Annotated in this window: 12 protein-coding genes; 3 read left to right on the top strand and 9 right to left on the bottom strand. The window is 60.1% G+C overall.

Annotated features, from left to right (window positions below):
- Window positions 1–2: 2 nt before the first annotated feature.
- From ACYQ54_RS25880 to ACYQ54_RS25900, 5 genes are all read right to left on the bottom strand, one after another.
- Window positions 3–923, bottom strand: coding sequence for an ABC transporter ATP-binding protein (locus tag ACYQ54_RS25880; protein ID WP_460087596.1), 921 nt, complete (start codon window positions 921–923; stop codon window positions 3–5).
- Window positions 920–2,203 carry a nitrous oxide reductase family maturation protein NosD gene (locus tag ACYQ54_RS25885; RefSeq protein WP_460087599.1) on the bottom strand — a complete coding sequence of 428 codons (1,284 nt, stop codon included), beginning with the start codon at window positions 2,201–2,203 and terminating at the stop codon, window positions 920–922. Before ACYQ54_RS25885 ends, ACYQ54_RS25880 begins: the two co-directional genes overlap by 4 nt.
- A 3-nt stretch (window positions 2,204–2,206) precedes the next feature.
- The gene (nosZ, locus tag ACYQ54_RS25890; RefSeq protein ID WP_148582441.1) at window positions 2,207–4,117 is read right to left on the bottom strand and encodes a TAT-dependent nitrous-oxide reductase; all 1,911 of its coding nucleotides are present in this window, start codon (window positions 4,115–4,117) and stop codon (window positions 2,207–2,209) included.
- 30 nt (window positions 4,118–4,147) lie between these two features.
- Complete coding sequence (locus ACYQ54_RS25895; protein WP_460087601.1) at window positions 4,148–6,358, bottom strand: 4Fe-4S binding protein; 2,211 nt, start codon at window positions 6,356–6,358, stop codon at window positions 4,148–4,150.
- A 154-nt stretch (window positions 6,359–6,512) separates the two neighbouring features.
- Window positions 6,513–7,730, bottom strand: a complete 1,218-nt coding sequence (locus tag ACYQ54_RS25900; RefSeq protein WP_460087602.1) for an NnrS family protein — start codon at window positions 7,728–7,730, stop codon at window positions 6,513–6,515.
- Between the two features lie 213 nt (window positions 7,731–7,943).
- On the opposite strand from ACYQ54_RS25900, the gene ACYQ54_RS25905 reads away from it, so the two are divergent.
- Window positions 7,944–8,630: an NnrU family protein gene (locus tag ACYQ54_RS25905; protein WP_460087603.1), complete on the top strand. Its 687-nt coding sequence runs from the start codon at window positions 7,944–7,946 to the stop codon at window positions 8,628–8,630.
- Window positions 8,631–8,642: 12 nt separating this feature from the next.
- On the opposite strand, the gene ACYQ54_RS25910 is transcribed toward ACYQ54_RS25905, so the two are convergent.
- From ACYQ54_RS25910 to ubiT, 4 genes are read right to left on the bottom strand one after another with little or no spacing between them, the layout of a single operon-like run.
- Complete coding sequence (locus tag ACYQ54_RS25910) at window positions 8,643–9,029, bottom strand: hypothetical protein (RefSeq protein ID WP_460087605.1); 387 nt, start codon at window positions 9,027–9,029, stop codon at window positions 8,643–8,645.
- Window positions 9,002–9,913: a ubiquinone anaerobic biosynthesis protein UbiV gene (ubiV, locus tag ACYQ54_RS25915; protein ID WP_460087606.1), complete on the bottom strand. Its 912-nt coding sequence runs from the start codon at window positions 9,911–9,913 to the stop codon at window positions 9,002–9,004. The genes ACYQ54_RS25910 and ubiV overlap by 28 nt, the downstream gene beginning before the upstream one ends.
- A gap of 3 nt (window positions 9,914–9,916) precedes the next feature.
- Window positions 9,917–10,903, bottom strand: coding sequence for a ubiquinone anaerobic biosynthesis protein UbiU (gene ubiU / locus ACYQ54_RS25920; protein ID WP_460087708.1), 987 nt, complete (start codon window positions 10,901–10,903; stop codon window positions 9,917–9,919).
- A gap of 20 nt (window positions 10,904–10,923) precedes the next feature.
- Window positions 10,924–11,481 (bottom strand): ubiquinone anaerobic biosynthesis accessory factor UbiT, encoded by a 558-nt coding sequence (gene ubiT / locus ACYQ54_RS25925; RefSeq protein ID WP_460087607.1) that lies wholly within the window; start codon window positions 11,479–11,481, stop codon window positions 10,924–10,926.
- A gap of 200 nt (window positions 11,482–11,681) precedes the next feature.
- Between ubiT and ACYQ54_RS25930 the strand changes: the two genes are divergently transcribed.
- On the top strand, window positions 11,682–13,145 hold the full coding sequence (locus ACYQ54_RS25930) for a UbiD family decarboxylase (protein ID WP_460087609.1): 1,464 nt from the start codon (window positions 11,682–11,684) through the stop codon (window positions 13,143–13,145).
- Window positions 13,142–13,723 (top strand): UbiX family flavin prenyltransferase, encoded by a 582-nt coding sequence (locus ACYQ54_RS25935; RefSeq protein WP_460087610.1) that lies wholly within the window; start codon window positions 13,142–13,144, stop codon window positions 13,721–13,723. The genes ACYQ54_RS25930 and ACYQ54_RS25935 overlap by 4 nt, the downstream gene beginning before the upstream one ends.
- The last annotated feature ends 33 nt before the right edge of the window (window positions 13,724–13,756 follow it).

The raw sequence follows: 13,756 nt of genomic DNA on the forward strand, positions 1-13,756 counted from the left end.
GCTCAGGCCTCCTTGCCAGCGGCGCTGGAAAAATACCGGTAGACGTCATCAAGGCTGGGTGCATGGACATCAACATCCTCAATCAGGGTGCCGAGGGCGCTGATTGCCGAAAGGGTTCTGACCTTGTCATCCGCATTGCAGTTGAATTCGACCGAACGTCCGTTCATCTGTCCGCCACCGAGGCTTTCGGACACATGGGCGAGATCCTCGGGTCTGGTCCAGACCTTCAGCCTGATCGGCAACCCGGCCTGGGCACGCAGGCGGCTCAGGATGTCGTCGGCAACGAGCCGGCCTTTCGACAGGATCAGGATCCGGTCGGTCCGTGCTTCCAGTTCGGTGAGGGCATGAGACGACAGCAGAACGGTGGTTCCCTGTCCCGCGATTTCACCAATCAGTTCGTATACTGTCTGCCGGGAGATCGGATCGAGGCCCGTCGTCGGTTCGTCCAGCAGGATCAGTCTTGGCCGGCCGATGAGTGCCTGGGCGAGACCAAGGCGTTGACGCATGCCCTTGGAATAGGTGCCAACCCTCCGTTTTGCAGCCTCCGCCAGACCTACCCGTTCCAGCAACGGCAAGGCCCTCGCGGGGCTTTCACCTTTCAGTCTTGCATAGAAGGTCAGAACTTCCTTGCCGGTGAGAGAGGCGGGAAAGGCCACGGATTCCGGAAGATAAGCCGTTCCGATACGGGCATCATGGCTGCCGGGGGCTGCTCCCATAACCGTGACGTCTCCACGGTCGCGCTTCAGAAATCCGAGCACGATCTTGAACAGCGTCGTTTTGCCGGCGCCGTTATGACCGAGCATGGCTACCCGTTCACCTGCGTTCAGCGAAAAGGACACGTCGTCAACGGCCTTGTGTCCGGAAAAGGTCTTGCAGACGCCATCCACGCGGAGGGTCGGTGCATTGAGGGACGTTTCGGTCATCCTTGAACTCCCGAATTCGGTGTCGCCCGCACAGGTGGATGCATCAGTGGGGCGTTGTCGACGATGCCGCCTGGCAGCAGCGCCGGAAATTGAGATTGGGTCCAACGCAGCAGCTGAACGGCCGGACTGCCGACCAGAAGCTTGGCGGAGGGTTGGGTCCACAGGACCTGGTCGACCATGTCATTGGGCCGGTAGGCGGTGTCGGCAATGCCGTCGCCGTTCATGTCGAAGGCCGGGTGATCGCTCCAGTAATTGCCGCGTCCGTCCGTGCTCCAGTCGAGCTGACGGCTGCCGACATATTTCACCTGGGTCTTGTTGCCGATGAAAGCATTGCCCTCGAAGGCGTTGTTCGCGGAACCCGCCGTGAAGTGAACGCCGATGGGGCAGCCTTCGAAGCTGTTGTCTGTCACTGTGTTCTTGTTGGCATTGTACATGAACAGACATTTTTCGCCGCCGCCTTTGACCTGGTTGCCGGAGATCTCGGCGTGATTGGCGTAGTTCAGCATGAGGCCGTGATTGCGGTCGCCGATCGAGACGTTGTTGAGCACCTTCAGCCGGTCGGAAAACATCAGCGCATAGCCGATGTCATTGCCCTTGGAAAAGTTGTTCTCGATGGTGCCGTTGTTGCCGTGCATGTAGTGGACGGCAAAACGCAGGTCCTCGAAGAGGTTGTTGCGAAAAGTGTCCTTGGGGCTGGTATTGACGAAAATACCGTCCCGGCCGAACCGGATCGTGTTGTATTCGGCCAGAAGTCCGGGCGCGTTCCAGACGTAGATCCCGTTGCCGCGTTCGTTCATGCGCAGGTCACGGCGGCCTTCAATGAGATTGTTCGACACGACCGCGTCGCGCGCGCCATGGACATCTACACCGGTCAGGTTGTCGAGGATCCGGTTGTCGCGCACGATGGCGCGATGCGCGGTCTTGGTAAGCTTGACGCCCGCATCCAGTGTTTCCTGAGAGAGGCCGGATCCGGTCAGTTCCAGACCTTCCACGACGGTATCAGGGGCACCGACGGTTATGACGCTGCCGGTGCCGTTGCCGACGATGCCTGCTTCGCCCGCGCCGCTGAGTGTCAAGGGCTTGTCGAGAACCACGGGGCCTGCATGGTTGCCGGCTGCAAGCCGGAGAACATCCCCGGCCTGCGCTTTTTGAAGAACCTGCTGCAAGGCGCCCTTTTCGGCCGGCACCTGCCATTCCTCTGCCTGAAGCGGCCCGCAGACAGCCAGGCTTGCAACAGCAGCGGTGGACAGTGCCAGTAATCTGAAAAGAGCGCGGTGCATGGCTTAGGCGTTCCTCGGTTCCACGAACATCCGGCCGCGCATTTCCATGTGCAGCGCATGGCAGAACCACTGGCAATAGTACCAGTGGACGCCTGGGCGTTCGGCAACAAAGGTGACCGATGCTGTTGCCTGCGGACCAACTTCCATGGCGATGCCATAGTTGGACAGGCAGAAGCCGTGGGTCAGGTCATCGATATCATCGATGTTGGTAACGTAGATGGTCACTTCGTCGCCCTGTTTCACCGTGAATTTTTCAAGGCTGAAAGTAGGCGCGACCGAGTGCATGTAAACACGCACCTTGTTGCCGTCCCGAATGACGTCCTCGGCATATTCCAGCTCGACTCCGTCGGCGGCTGCCTGTTTCTTGGCATCGTCAAACCATGGATGGTTGCGATCCCAGACAGTCGCAGGGTTCACCTTCGATGCATGCACGATGATGCTGTCATGAGGTTCGGCGAAGGTGGGACCGTCGTGAACGACCTTCATGTCGTCGGTGGAAATATCGATGAGCTGTTCGTTCTCCGGTTTCAGCGGACCGACGTTCAGGAACCGGTCCTTGGAGAACTTGTTCATCGAGATCAGCCATTTGCCGTCCGCTTCCGCGGTTTCACCCATGGAAGTGGAGTTGTGACCCGGCTGATAGTGCACATCGACCTTGGAGATGATCGGATCGACATCTTCACCTGCATAGGCCTGGATAGCCTTGTCGACATTCCATTTCACGATCTGGCTGTCGAGGAACAGGGTCGTGAACGCGTTACCCTTGCCGTCGAAGGCCGTATGGAGCGGGCCAAGACCAAGCTGCGGCTCGGCGACAACGGCAGAGCGCGGATCGGCGTTTTCGGAGAAGAGCGCGTCGATCTTGGTCACGTCGATCACCGTGCAGGTGGGCGACAGCTTGCCGTTGATGACGATGTGCTTCTTGTCCGGTGCCGCGTTGCAGCCGTGCGGGCTGTTGGGAACCGGGATGTACCGGGTGAACTGGGACTTGGCTTCCTTGCGGCCGTCGACGATGGGCACACCGTTGAGTTCCCGGTAGTTGCCCGCAGCGACGGCTTCCTCGATCGCCTTGATGTTGAAGACGACGCAATGGTCCAGTTCGCTCTCGGTCATCTCGGCAAGGTTCATGCCCATTTCCGAGTTGTAGCTTGTCGAGAAGGCGTATTTGCCCTGATAGTCGGCGTCACAGTTGTCGAGGTTGCCCGACACGATCACCTGCCAGGCGACCTTCATCTCGTCGCCGTCGATGGCGGTGAACAGGCAGGAATACTGAGACGGATCGTCCAGGATCTTGCCGTCGTTGACCAGCGGAGCTTCATGCTCGCCGTTCGCGAAGATGTAACCCGTGCGCGGATACTTTTGCGGCCGCATGCCGTGGATGTCGTGCGCATTCGGGATTTCGATGATCTTGTCGCACTTCATCGTGGTGCAATCGATGCGGGCCACGCGCGTATTCGCCTTGTCGTTGGCGAAGATGTAGCGCCCGTCATAGGTGCCGTCGGTGAAGGACATGTGCGGATGGTGCAGATCGCCGTTGTCATAGGTGACCTTGCCCTGAGCCGCGAGATACGCCTTGGTTTCCGGCAACAGGCCTTCCGTCAGGATCTTGAGGGATTCGTTGGTCTGACCCCAGCCGGTTGCCGAGCAGCGGTTGAAGACCGGAACGCGCATCAGCTCGCGCATGGACGGGAACCCGAGAATGCGCAATTCGCCGCTCTGGCCTGAAGACCAGAAGCCGTAGTATTCGTCGAGTTCACCCGGTGCGAGTTCGAACTTCTGGCCGTCTCCCTGCGCATATGCAAGGTCTGCACTGCTCAGGGCAACCGCGCCCATTCCGGCGACGATGGCGGTCTTGGCAGATCCGCCCAACAGATCCCGGCGGGATACACCGCGCTGTTCGTTATTGTCCTTCATGGCTGATCTCCTTGGGTTGCCTTTTGAAGGTTACTTGGCCGGCACTGGCGTTTCCGCCTTGGCTTTCGTGTCCGGCTTGACGAGACCGGTCTGCACCTCGAACCGCCGTCTTTTCGCGAGCTTCTTGATGCAAACAGGACATTTCTGGTCGTGCTGATACAGAACCTGGCAGTGCAGGCAGTTCAGGCACTCGTTTGGATTGATGTTGCCTTCCGGATGGATGGCCTGGACCATGCATTCCTTGGCGCAACGGTTGCAGGGGTTGCCGCATTCACGATACCGCTTCAGCCAGTCGAACATCCGCAGACGTGCCGGGATCGCGAGTGCTGCGCCGAGCGGGCACAGATACCGGCAGTAGAACCGCTCGATGAACAGGCCGGCTGCCAGCAGGGCGACCACGAACAGGACGAAGGGCCAGGCGCGTTGGAACTTCAGGATGATGGCCGTCTTGAACGGTTCGACCTCGGCATAATGTTCGGCAATATCGAGTGAGTAGAGCGACAGTCCGAACAGACCCAGGAAGATGATGTATTTCACCGGCCACAGGCGCTCATGCAGACCCCAGGGCACTTCGATCTGCGGGATACGGCACAGCTTGGCGATACGATTTGTCAGCTCCTGCAGGGCGCCGAAGGGGCACAGCCAGCCGCAATAGGCACCGCGTCCCCAGAACAGCAGGGCAGCGGCCACGGAGAACCACAGCAGGAACACCAGCGGATCCATCAGGAAGGCATCCCAGCTGAAGTCGCTTGTCAGTGCCGAAAAGAAGGCCAGCACGTTGACTACCGACAGCTGTGCATTTTCTATCCAGCCGAGCCAGACCAGCGTGAAGGTGAGGAAGCCGATGCGGAACCAGAAGGTGAAACGCTCGTGGCGCGTTACCTGCATCTGGAAGAAGAACACCAGGGTCAGCACGGCGATGGCGGCAGCCAGGATCAGGACGTCCGTCTTGCGGTCGTTCCAGATCCGTTTCCAAAGCTCCTGGACGCCCCTGTCCTTTGCAGAGACGGTATTTTCGGTTTGCTCTGAAGCTGCAGGTGCTGCGGCTGGTGCAACGGTCTTCAGATAACTGTCGGGCAGGCGGTAGCCGAGATCGAACGTCAGGAAGACTTTCTCGATCGGGCCGACGGGCCGCTGCACGAGCAGCTGCAACCGGAATTCCTTCGCAGGATCGAAGCCGGAGTCGGCTGGAATGATGAAGAGGTCCATTTCCGAAAAGGCCGGGGCACCGTCAGCGGCGATGGTGCCGACACGATTGTGCTGGCGGTCATGGAAACGCACCGAGACGTCGTCCTGGATGAGCTGGATGCGATCGAAGATCCCGCCCCGCACGTAGCCAGAACCCTTGAAGGAATAGCGCCCGCGGCCGGTCACCAGAATGGCATGGTCGCCATCCTTCAGCCGTGCCATCAGGTTGGCATATTCCGCTTCGCCCAACAGCGACAGACCGATCGAGGGTACATCTGCCAGCGCAAGATAGAGATCGATAAACGTATCGGTTTCAGGGCCCTTTTCGGGCCTGCTGATCGCGCGTTTGTCACCTTGTGCCACAAAGGATTCGTTGATCTGAGCAACGTCGAGGGACAGGCGTCGTACCGAGCCGTCGCCAGTCAACGTCGTCCAGTCGCTGATATCTCTTTTGTCTGTATCGACTTCTTTCTTGGGCCCATCCTGCGCGACCTCGGAAGCAAGTCCACCCAGGCCAAGCGTCCGGGCAACCTTCAGGCCTGAGCGAATGATGGAATCGTCGATGACCATGATGGTCACGGTCGCGCCGGAAATGATGTCGAGATCATGCGCCGAACCGCCGCTGGCGGCTTCCGCCTTCAGATCAAGGCCTGCATAGCCTTCCGTCACTGCACGGATTTTCTTGTCGGGAATTCCGATCAGCACTATGGGTTCGGAGTGTTTGACCAGCCGGACACCCGTGATCACGGCATCCTTGTCGACCCCGACCAACGTGTGGATCGGCTTGCCGGAATAGCCCGTTGTGGAGACAAAGTCCGACGTCAGGTAAACCCAGCCGAGTGTGTCTTCGCCTTTCAGGGCAGGCACGACCGGAACATCGTTCTTCAGCGGACCGAACGCCTCGGCCCCCGGCACGAGTTCGCCCGGCGCTACCTTGTCGAGGTAATGCTGGACCAGCGCTTCATCTGCCTTGACCGGTGCGATACCCGCCAGACCCAGGGCGACAGCGATGCTCAGAAAGGCGACCAGAAAAATGTGACGGGGATGACCCACGAGACGCGCTCCAAGAAGTCGTGTGTTTTCTCTTGGGGTTCGTTGTCGGCCTTTGTGGTCCGAGGGACATTGACGATAGTCAAGTGTGTGGAAATGATTCTGGGAACATCAGAAAAAAGGCGCCCACCTTTGGTGAACGCCTTGATAAATATGTTTATTTACGTATTCGAGGTGTTGTCAGGATCGGGAAATAGACCCCGACATACAAACCGAAGGCCAGGATCCACAGACTGCCCGACAAAAGCATGGTTTCGAAGTAGCCGAGGGCGGTGAGCCCGAAACTTCGCACCAGCGCGGCGGCGATCAGAAGCACATAGGCAAGCACAATCGGCCTCGACACTTTCAGTGGCAAACCCGCGTGACCGAGCGAGGCGCGCGTCATCATCGCAAGTGTCATGCTGCCGATTGCTCCGGCTGCAAGCAGATGCAGGGCGGCCGTTTCGGAGTATTCGCCGGTCAGTAAAGTCACACCGTAAATCAGATAGCCAGCCCCCAGCAGCAGATAGGCCGCATGCAGGATCCAGAGGATCGGTTCCCTTCGCGCCGCCCAGCCTTGCCAGCCGGCAAGACGCAGCAGGGTTACCAGTCCGGCAGCAACGCACAGGCCGCCAAGCAGTGTTTCGGGCACAAATGGCAGGCAGGCGAGGGCGGACAGCAGCACGAACAGGATGCCTGCCCGGTCCAGCCAGACACGCGACAGGGGCAGATCGCCTTCATGCCCTGCCCGCAGGAGGGTGTTGCGCGTGAAAGCCGGCACGACCCGCCCACCGATGATCGCGATCATGGCCGTGCTGGTGAAAATCCCCATTCGAACGCCAGCCTGAGCGCTGTCGTCCGTCCAGCCGATCCACTCAAGATGCATTAGCAGATTGCCTGTGAGAAGTGCGGTCAGTAGCCCAAGGAACACCATGTTTCGGGCCTGGGATTTGCGGGCAAGGCGCCCCAGCACGGCGGTGGAGAGGACGGGGACGAAAGCAAGGTCAACCACGGCAACGATAACCGGATCAATACTGGCGGAAAACCATATGGCAAGGCGGCCCGCGAGCCAGACCGAGCCGCTGGCAATCACAAACAGCGAACCGGCTTCCCTGGTTCCGGTCCAGTTGGGCACCGCTGTGACGAAGAAACCCGCGATTACGGCCGCTGTGTAGCCGAAAACCATCTCATGGGCGTGCCAGAGGTGCGGCGCCATGGACATGGGCGTGGAGACAAATGTACCTCCGGCCGCATGCACGCCAAGCCAGACCGTCCAGGCGAGCATGGCGAATACTGAAAAGATGCCGGCGGACAGGAAAAAGAACCTGAAACCGGCGGTCAATACGGTCGGGATCCGGTTGGGCCCGCCAAAGGCCCGAAAACGTTGAGTTGCCATCATGAGCTTGCCTTTCAGAGTGTTTCTGCCGGCAAGGCGGCAGATGCAGCTGAAGATGAAACAGGCCGAACGGCCTTTGGCTCATGATCCCAATGCGGGCCCGCCAGTGTCTTGACCATCGTCAAGTCGGATTGGAATTATGACTATAAAAGTCATGTATACAGAAGGAGCTGTCGGGTTCCGCAGCTCCATACCTGAAGAGAGCATCCTTCCATGCACAGCGCCGACTGGCTCAATTTTATCTCTGCCTTCCTGGTCTTCTTCGTTTCCCACATGGTCCTTGTCAGGCCACCGGTGCGTCCCGTTCTGGTTGCCCTGCTTTCACCGCGCGGGTTTTCGCTCTGCTATTCTCTTCTTTCGCTGGCCATCCTGTGGTGGCTGATTGTGGCGGCCCGCGATGCGCCCTATGTAGCGCTTTGGGCGTGGGAGCCCTGGCAGACCCTTGTGCCGGTGCTGGTCATGCTGCCCGTCTGCCTGGTTCTTGCCTTCGGGATCGGCGTGCCGAACCCCTTCTCCTTTGGCGGGCGGAACAACAACAGGTTCGATCCCGAGCATCCGGGCATCGTCGGCCTGATGCGTCACCCGATCCTGGTGGCTGCGTTTCTGTGGTCGGCAGCGCATGTTGTCCCCAACGGAGATCTGGCCCACGTCATCCTGTTCGGCACGTTTGCGGTCTTCTCTCTGGCGGGCATGAAGCTGATCGACCTGCGAAAACAACGTGACATGGGCCCGGCGTGGCCGGCTCTGGTTGCCGATCTGAAGTGCTCCCCCAGAACGGCACGGGTCAATTGGCGTTCGTTCCTGATCAGGGCGACCACAGGTGTTGTCCTCTACCTCGCCCTAGCGGTCTTGCACCCCTTGTTCGCAGGTGTCGATCCTCTCGCAACATTGTTGCCTTGAAGGGGCTAACCTTCAGGATTTTCCAGTTATCCGTGCAAGTTCCGTCAGCCGCCGCGCGCAACGATCCGCCATGTCCGCCAGAAACTTGAGGCTTTCGGCGTGATCGATCATCTCCTGCGGCGTCAGAGGTTTGCGGCCAAGGTGGGCCAGGTCGCCCAGAAAGGACAGGCCGGAGACCATATGCGCATATTCTGTCACGATGTTACCGGTCAGGTCTTTTTGAAGCTTGAGCATTCGCCAGGTTTCGATGGCGACGATGGTCCGGTCCAGTTGCTCCTTGCAGGTGCAGGGCATGTCCATGCGCTGCAGCTCGCGGTGGATCTGCTCGATGACATCCGGAAACGGTTCGCTGCGCGCTTCGGTGTCCGATCTCAAGCCGGGAGTGTCGCCGTCTTCCATCCTGCATCTCCTGCGAGATAGGCGTTGCAGACCGGGCCGGGCAGGCCCTGGCCGGTGAGATCCCGGCTCAGTTCGTCAGCCGTCAACCCGCCATCCAGGAAACGCCGGAACGTTGCCGCAACCTTCACCATGTCCATGGCGTGAGGCGACAGGCGCAAGCGGCGTATACCCATCGCCTGCAACTGTCCGCTGGAAACACCGGCGACATGAACAGCATCCGACAGCGTCTGGATTCCGTTTGCCGCCAGGAACCTGCGGTCATCCAGCGTGGCAATGTTCATTCCGTCCGGATCCCGGTCACAGACGAACTGACAGGCATCCTTGCGCAACCCATGTGCCCTAGCATGATAGCAACGAGAGGAAAGGGCGAGGGGAAGCCTGCCGAACGAGAACAGCTCAATGGCCACATCCGGCACGAGCGCGGCGATTTTCTGGATCGAAGCGAGAGGCAGTTCGATCGGCGGGCACCAGGTGGTCGCACCTCTGTCGGCAAGCAGTCTGAGGCTGGCTTCGTTGTAGACATTCAGAAACGGGCCTGCCGCGAACTCCCGGCCTTCACGGCCAGGAACCATCGACAGATCGTTGATCTCAATCGGCATGTCATAGCCGGCCTGCTGGCGCAGGATCTCGCGTTCCCGCTTGTTGACGGGTTGCGCAAGTCCTGACAGTACCACTTTCTTTCCGGCTTCGGTCAGCGTCTCTATGACATCCGGCCAGATTGCATCGGTGAACGGCATGCGCTTGCCGCAGACGACTTCACCCAGATACACGCGGTCTATGTCCGCTTCCTCGGCAATACGGCGGTAGAAGTCGAGAAGCCGGTCTGCCGGCCAGTTGAAGAAGCAGGGGCCGAGTGCAAGCTCAATTTTTGAATGGTCCGGCATCACTTATCGCCATGTTTTCTTGTAGGAGCCTGCGGTCTGACGGCCGCCTTCCGAAAAGGCTTTCAAGGCGCCGATGGCCGGGCTGGGATCGCCGCCGTTTGAAAGACTGTCGACCGCCTGCCGGAACGCTCCGACAACGCCCGCGATATAGGCCTTGCCGCGCTGGCGGCCTTCGATCTTCAATGCTGTTACCCCCGCCTTGGAGAGTTCTCCGAGAAGCTCGAAGGCATTGAGAGAGACCGGATCCTCGAACAGGTAACCGGTATGGCCTTCCGCAGTGAACTGGCCTTTGCACAGCGTCGGATATCCCGCTGCCTGGCCGGCGTCGAAGCTGTCGATGGTGAACCCGCCGAGACGGGCCAGAAGTCTGCCGTTTGCGTCTTCCGTGTAGTCGACTTGCTCCGGGGGTGAACAGACACCGGTAAGGTTGGGCGACTTGCCCGTAGCGTAGGAGGAGAGCGAGCATCTGCCTTCCGTCATCACGCATAGCCCGCCGAAAACGAAGACCTCGGTTTCAACCTCGATTTCCTTGTTCAGGGCCGCGATTTCCGGCACGGACAGCACGCGGGGCAGAACGACGCGCTTTACTCCGAAGGTGTCCGCGTAGAAACGAATTGCTTCGGGCGTATTGGCGGCAGCCTGTACGGACAGATGAAGCCTGAGATCCGGTTGGTTGGTCGCGGCATGATCGAGAACGGCAAGGTCGGCGGCAATCACGGCATCGGCTCCGCTTTGTGCGGCCGTATCGACGGCGTGACGCCAAAGGCCGACATCTCCGGCCCGGGCAAACGTGTTGATCGCGACAAGCACTTTGGAACCCTTGCTGTGAGCAAAGGCGACACCATCAGCCAGTTCTTCCGGGGAGAAGTTCAACCCGGGAAAGTTGCGCGCGTTGGTCTCGTTCGCAAGGCCGCAATAGATCGCATCGGCCCCGGCTTGCGCGGCTGCGCGCAAAGCGGCAGGTGTTCCCGCCGGACAGACCAGCTCCATTGGCTTTGCTCCGGATGGCATCATGAAAGCTTCCGCTGGGAACACTCGGCCTGGGCGGATTTTTGCGCGAAGGCGCGAACCTGGCCAAGCAGCTTGTCGCTGAAGGTGTTTACCCAATCGGCCGATTGACCGCTCAGGCCGAAGAATTCGCCCGGAGTGAGGTCGGCCTCTTCCAGTGTGTTGCGCAGGGCCAAAACGTGTTCCGTCCTGCCTTCGATACGAAGATCGCGGCTGAAGAACAGGGCATCACCATCATAGGTGCCATCCAGAAGACCCAGCAGCACAAGGAAAGGCGCGCGCACGATTGCCCTGGCATCGCCGATCCGGCTCTTGTCACAGATCCGGACCCTGGAGTTGTCCGGGTCCAGGGACAGGAGGAAAGCATGGGGCAAATCATCCGGCACGATCGCTATCGGCACGCGGACGACGTCGCCGAGCCTGCGGATCAGGTCCGGGCGGCGCGCGACGAGGCGTCGTGTGAGGGTCGAGAGCAGCGCTTCCATCGGCGGTTTCGGCAAGGGCGCAACAAGGGAGGAAACGAGTGGTGGCAGGCTTTCCGAAGAGGGGTGTGTTTGCATCCGGATCTCACTTTCTGTGAGCGGAGCCTAGACCGGTACGGCCCTTCCCCAACTTGACAATTATCAAGGCGGGCATCGGTCGATCTGCCGATATCGCCGGACCCCCTGAGCGGCGTGTTCCTGCACGCGCATGTCTTTCTGGAAACAAGATGCAAAAGACCGGTCGCGACCTGCCTCCTTTTCCTAACTTGCGGAAATTCATGGATTTTCTGGGTCGTGAAGACGATCTGAAGACCTTGAACACCCCCGTGGACATGCATCTGGAGGCAACCGCATTGCATCGGAAGGTGATCGGAAATGCTGGTCCTGCGGTCCTGGTCACCAATCCCGTCCGGGCAGGCGGAGGCGGTTTTGCCGCACCCCTTTTGATCAATCTCTTCGGCACCTCGAAGCGTGTGGCAAACGGATTGGGTCTGTACCCGGAGAATCTGTCGGACCTCGGACACTTTCTGGCCAGTCTGCGCAGTCCACAGCCACCTGCCTCCTGGCGGGAGGCCGGAACCCTTGTTCCAATCGCAAAGGCAGGGCTCAACGCGCGGCCGAAGGTGACAGGTGCCCTCAAGGATCTTCACCGGGTCGACCCGGACCTGTCTCAGCTTCCGGTCCAGACCTGCTGGCCGGAGGATGCCGGGCCGCTGATCACCTGGGGCATGGTCGTCACCCGGTCCCCCGGAAAGGACGATCCTAGAAGCTACAATCTCGGCATCTACCGGATACAGGTGCTGGACAGGGACAGGGCAATTTTGCGCTGGCTGCCGTTTCGCGGCGGCGCGCAGCATTACCGGCAATGGCAGCAAGCGGGCGAGGCAATGCCGGTCGCGGTCGTGATCGGCTGCGATCCGGCGACGCTGCTTGCGTCCGTAATCCCGGCCCCCGGCAACGTGGGCGAGCTGGCGCTTGCCGGTATCTTCAACGGCGCACCGTCAAGGCTGGTTCCCTGCGATACGATCGGCCTGCATGTCCCGGCAAGCGCGGAAATTGTCCTAGAAGGGGAAGTCCGGCCGGGCGAAACGGCGCTGGAAGGCCCTTTCGGCGACCACACGGGTTACTACAACGAGGCCGCCAGTTATCCCGTCTTCCGGCTGACTGCCATGAAGATGCGACGGGACTGCGTCTATCTGTCGACCTTCACCGGCCGGGCACCCGACGAACCTTCCGTTATCGGCGAGGCCATGACGGATCTGTTCCGTCCGCTGCTTCGCCAGGCCATTCCGGAAATCCTGGATGTCCATCTGCCCCCGGCAACGTGTTCCTACAGGGTGGCGATCCTTCAGATAGACAAGACTTACCCAGGTCAGGCACGTCGCGCGATGATGGGTTTCTGGTCACTCTTGCCGCAGTTCTCGATGACCAAATACGTGATCGCCGTCGACCAGGATATCGACATCCGCAACTGGGACGACGTCATGTGGGCCGTTGCGACACGCTCCGACCCGGAGCGCGATCTGCTCGTTCTGACCGGAACACCGGTCGATCAGCTGGATTTTGCCAGCCCGCGCGAGGGGCTTGGCGGCAAGCTCGGCATCGATGCGACGATCAAGACCGGTGCCGAGACCACGCGCGCATTTGCGGAGAAACTGACCATGCCATCCGAGATGGAAAAGCGGGCCGACAGGCTCTTCGCACAATTGTGTCAGCTACCTGTTCTGGAGGTTCGCCCGTGACCCGGTGCAAACGCCTCGTGATCGGCGTATCTGGAGCATCCGGTGCGATCGTTGCGCTTGAACTCCTGCGGCTGTCCAGGATGCTTGGGCTCGAGACCTTCACCACGGTGAGCCCTGCGGCGGAACGGACGATCGAGCTTGAATTGGGAGACGCAGCCCGCAGGGAAATCCGCGACCTTGCGACGGATGAATTTGTCGTTTCGGATATTTCCGCTCCGATATCCAGCGGGTCCTTTCAGATGGATGCCATGATCGTCGCACCCTGCTCCATGCGCAGCCTGGCCGCCATAGCTTACGGCACGGGCGAGGGACTGCTGGCGCGCGCTGCGGATGTCACGCTGAAAGAACGCCGGCCGCTTGTTCTGCTGGCGCGCGAATCCCCGCTACATGAGGGACATCTGGAGGCGATGCTCAAGGTCACCCGCATGGGGGCAATTGTTGCACCGCCGGTGCCTCCCTTTTATCTGGGCCTTTCCACCCTCGAGGACATGACCCGGCAAATCGCTGCCCGCGCGCTTGCAACGGCCGGCATCGACCCGGGCTCCGCACTACGGCGGTGGACCGGTGAAGCCGGGTAAAGTCTCCTGTTTATTAGCCCTCTGCCCGTGGTC

The sequence above is a fragment of the Roseibium sp. LAB1 genome (assembly GCF_054658235.1).

Bases quoted from the DNA above. Each gene is read 5' to 3' on its own strand.
- ubiV (WP_460087606.1), bottom strand. From the start codon at position 9,913: ATGCCGGACCATTCAAAAATTGAGCTTGCACTCGGCCCCTGCTTCTTC.
- ACYQ54_RS25910 (WP_460087605.1), bottom strand. From the start codon at position 9,029: ATGGAAGACGGCGACACTCCCGGCTTGAGATCGGACACCGAAGCGCGC.
- ACYQ54_RS25880 (WP_460087596.1), bottom strand. From the start codon at position 923: ATGACCGAAACGTCCCTCAATGCACCGACCCTCCGCGTGGATGGCGTC.
- ACYQ54_RS25930 (WP_460087609.1), top strand. From the start codon at position 11,682: ATGGATTTTCTGGGTCGTGAAGACGATCTGAAGACCTTGAACACCCCC.
- ACYQ54_RS25885 (WP_460087599.1), bottom strand. From the start codon at position 2,203: ATGCACCGCGCTCTTTTCAGATTACTGGCACTGTCCACCGCTGCTGTT.
- ACYQ54_RS25900 (WP_460087602.1), bottom strand. From the start codon at position 7,730: ATGGCAACTCAACGTTTTCGGGCCTTTGGCGGGCCCAACCGGATCCCG.
- ubiU (WP_460087708.1), bottom strand. From the start codon at position 10,903: ATGGAGCTGGTCTGTCCGGCGGGAACACCTGCCGCTTTGCGCGCAGCC.
- ubiT (WP_460087607.1), bottom strand. From the start codon at position 11,481: ATGCAAACACACCCCTCTTCGGAAAGCCTGCCACCACTCGTTTCCTCC.
- ACYQ54_RS25905 (WP_460087603.1), top strand. From the start codon at position 7,944: ATGCACAGCGCCGACTGGCTCAATTTTATCTCTGCCTTCCTGGTCTTC.
- nosZ (WP_148582441.1), bottom strand. From the start codon at position 4,117: ATGAAGGACAATAACGAACAGCGCGGTGTATCCCGCCGGGATCTGTTG.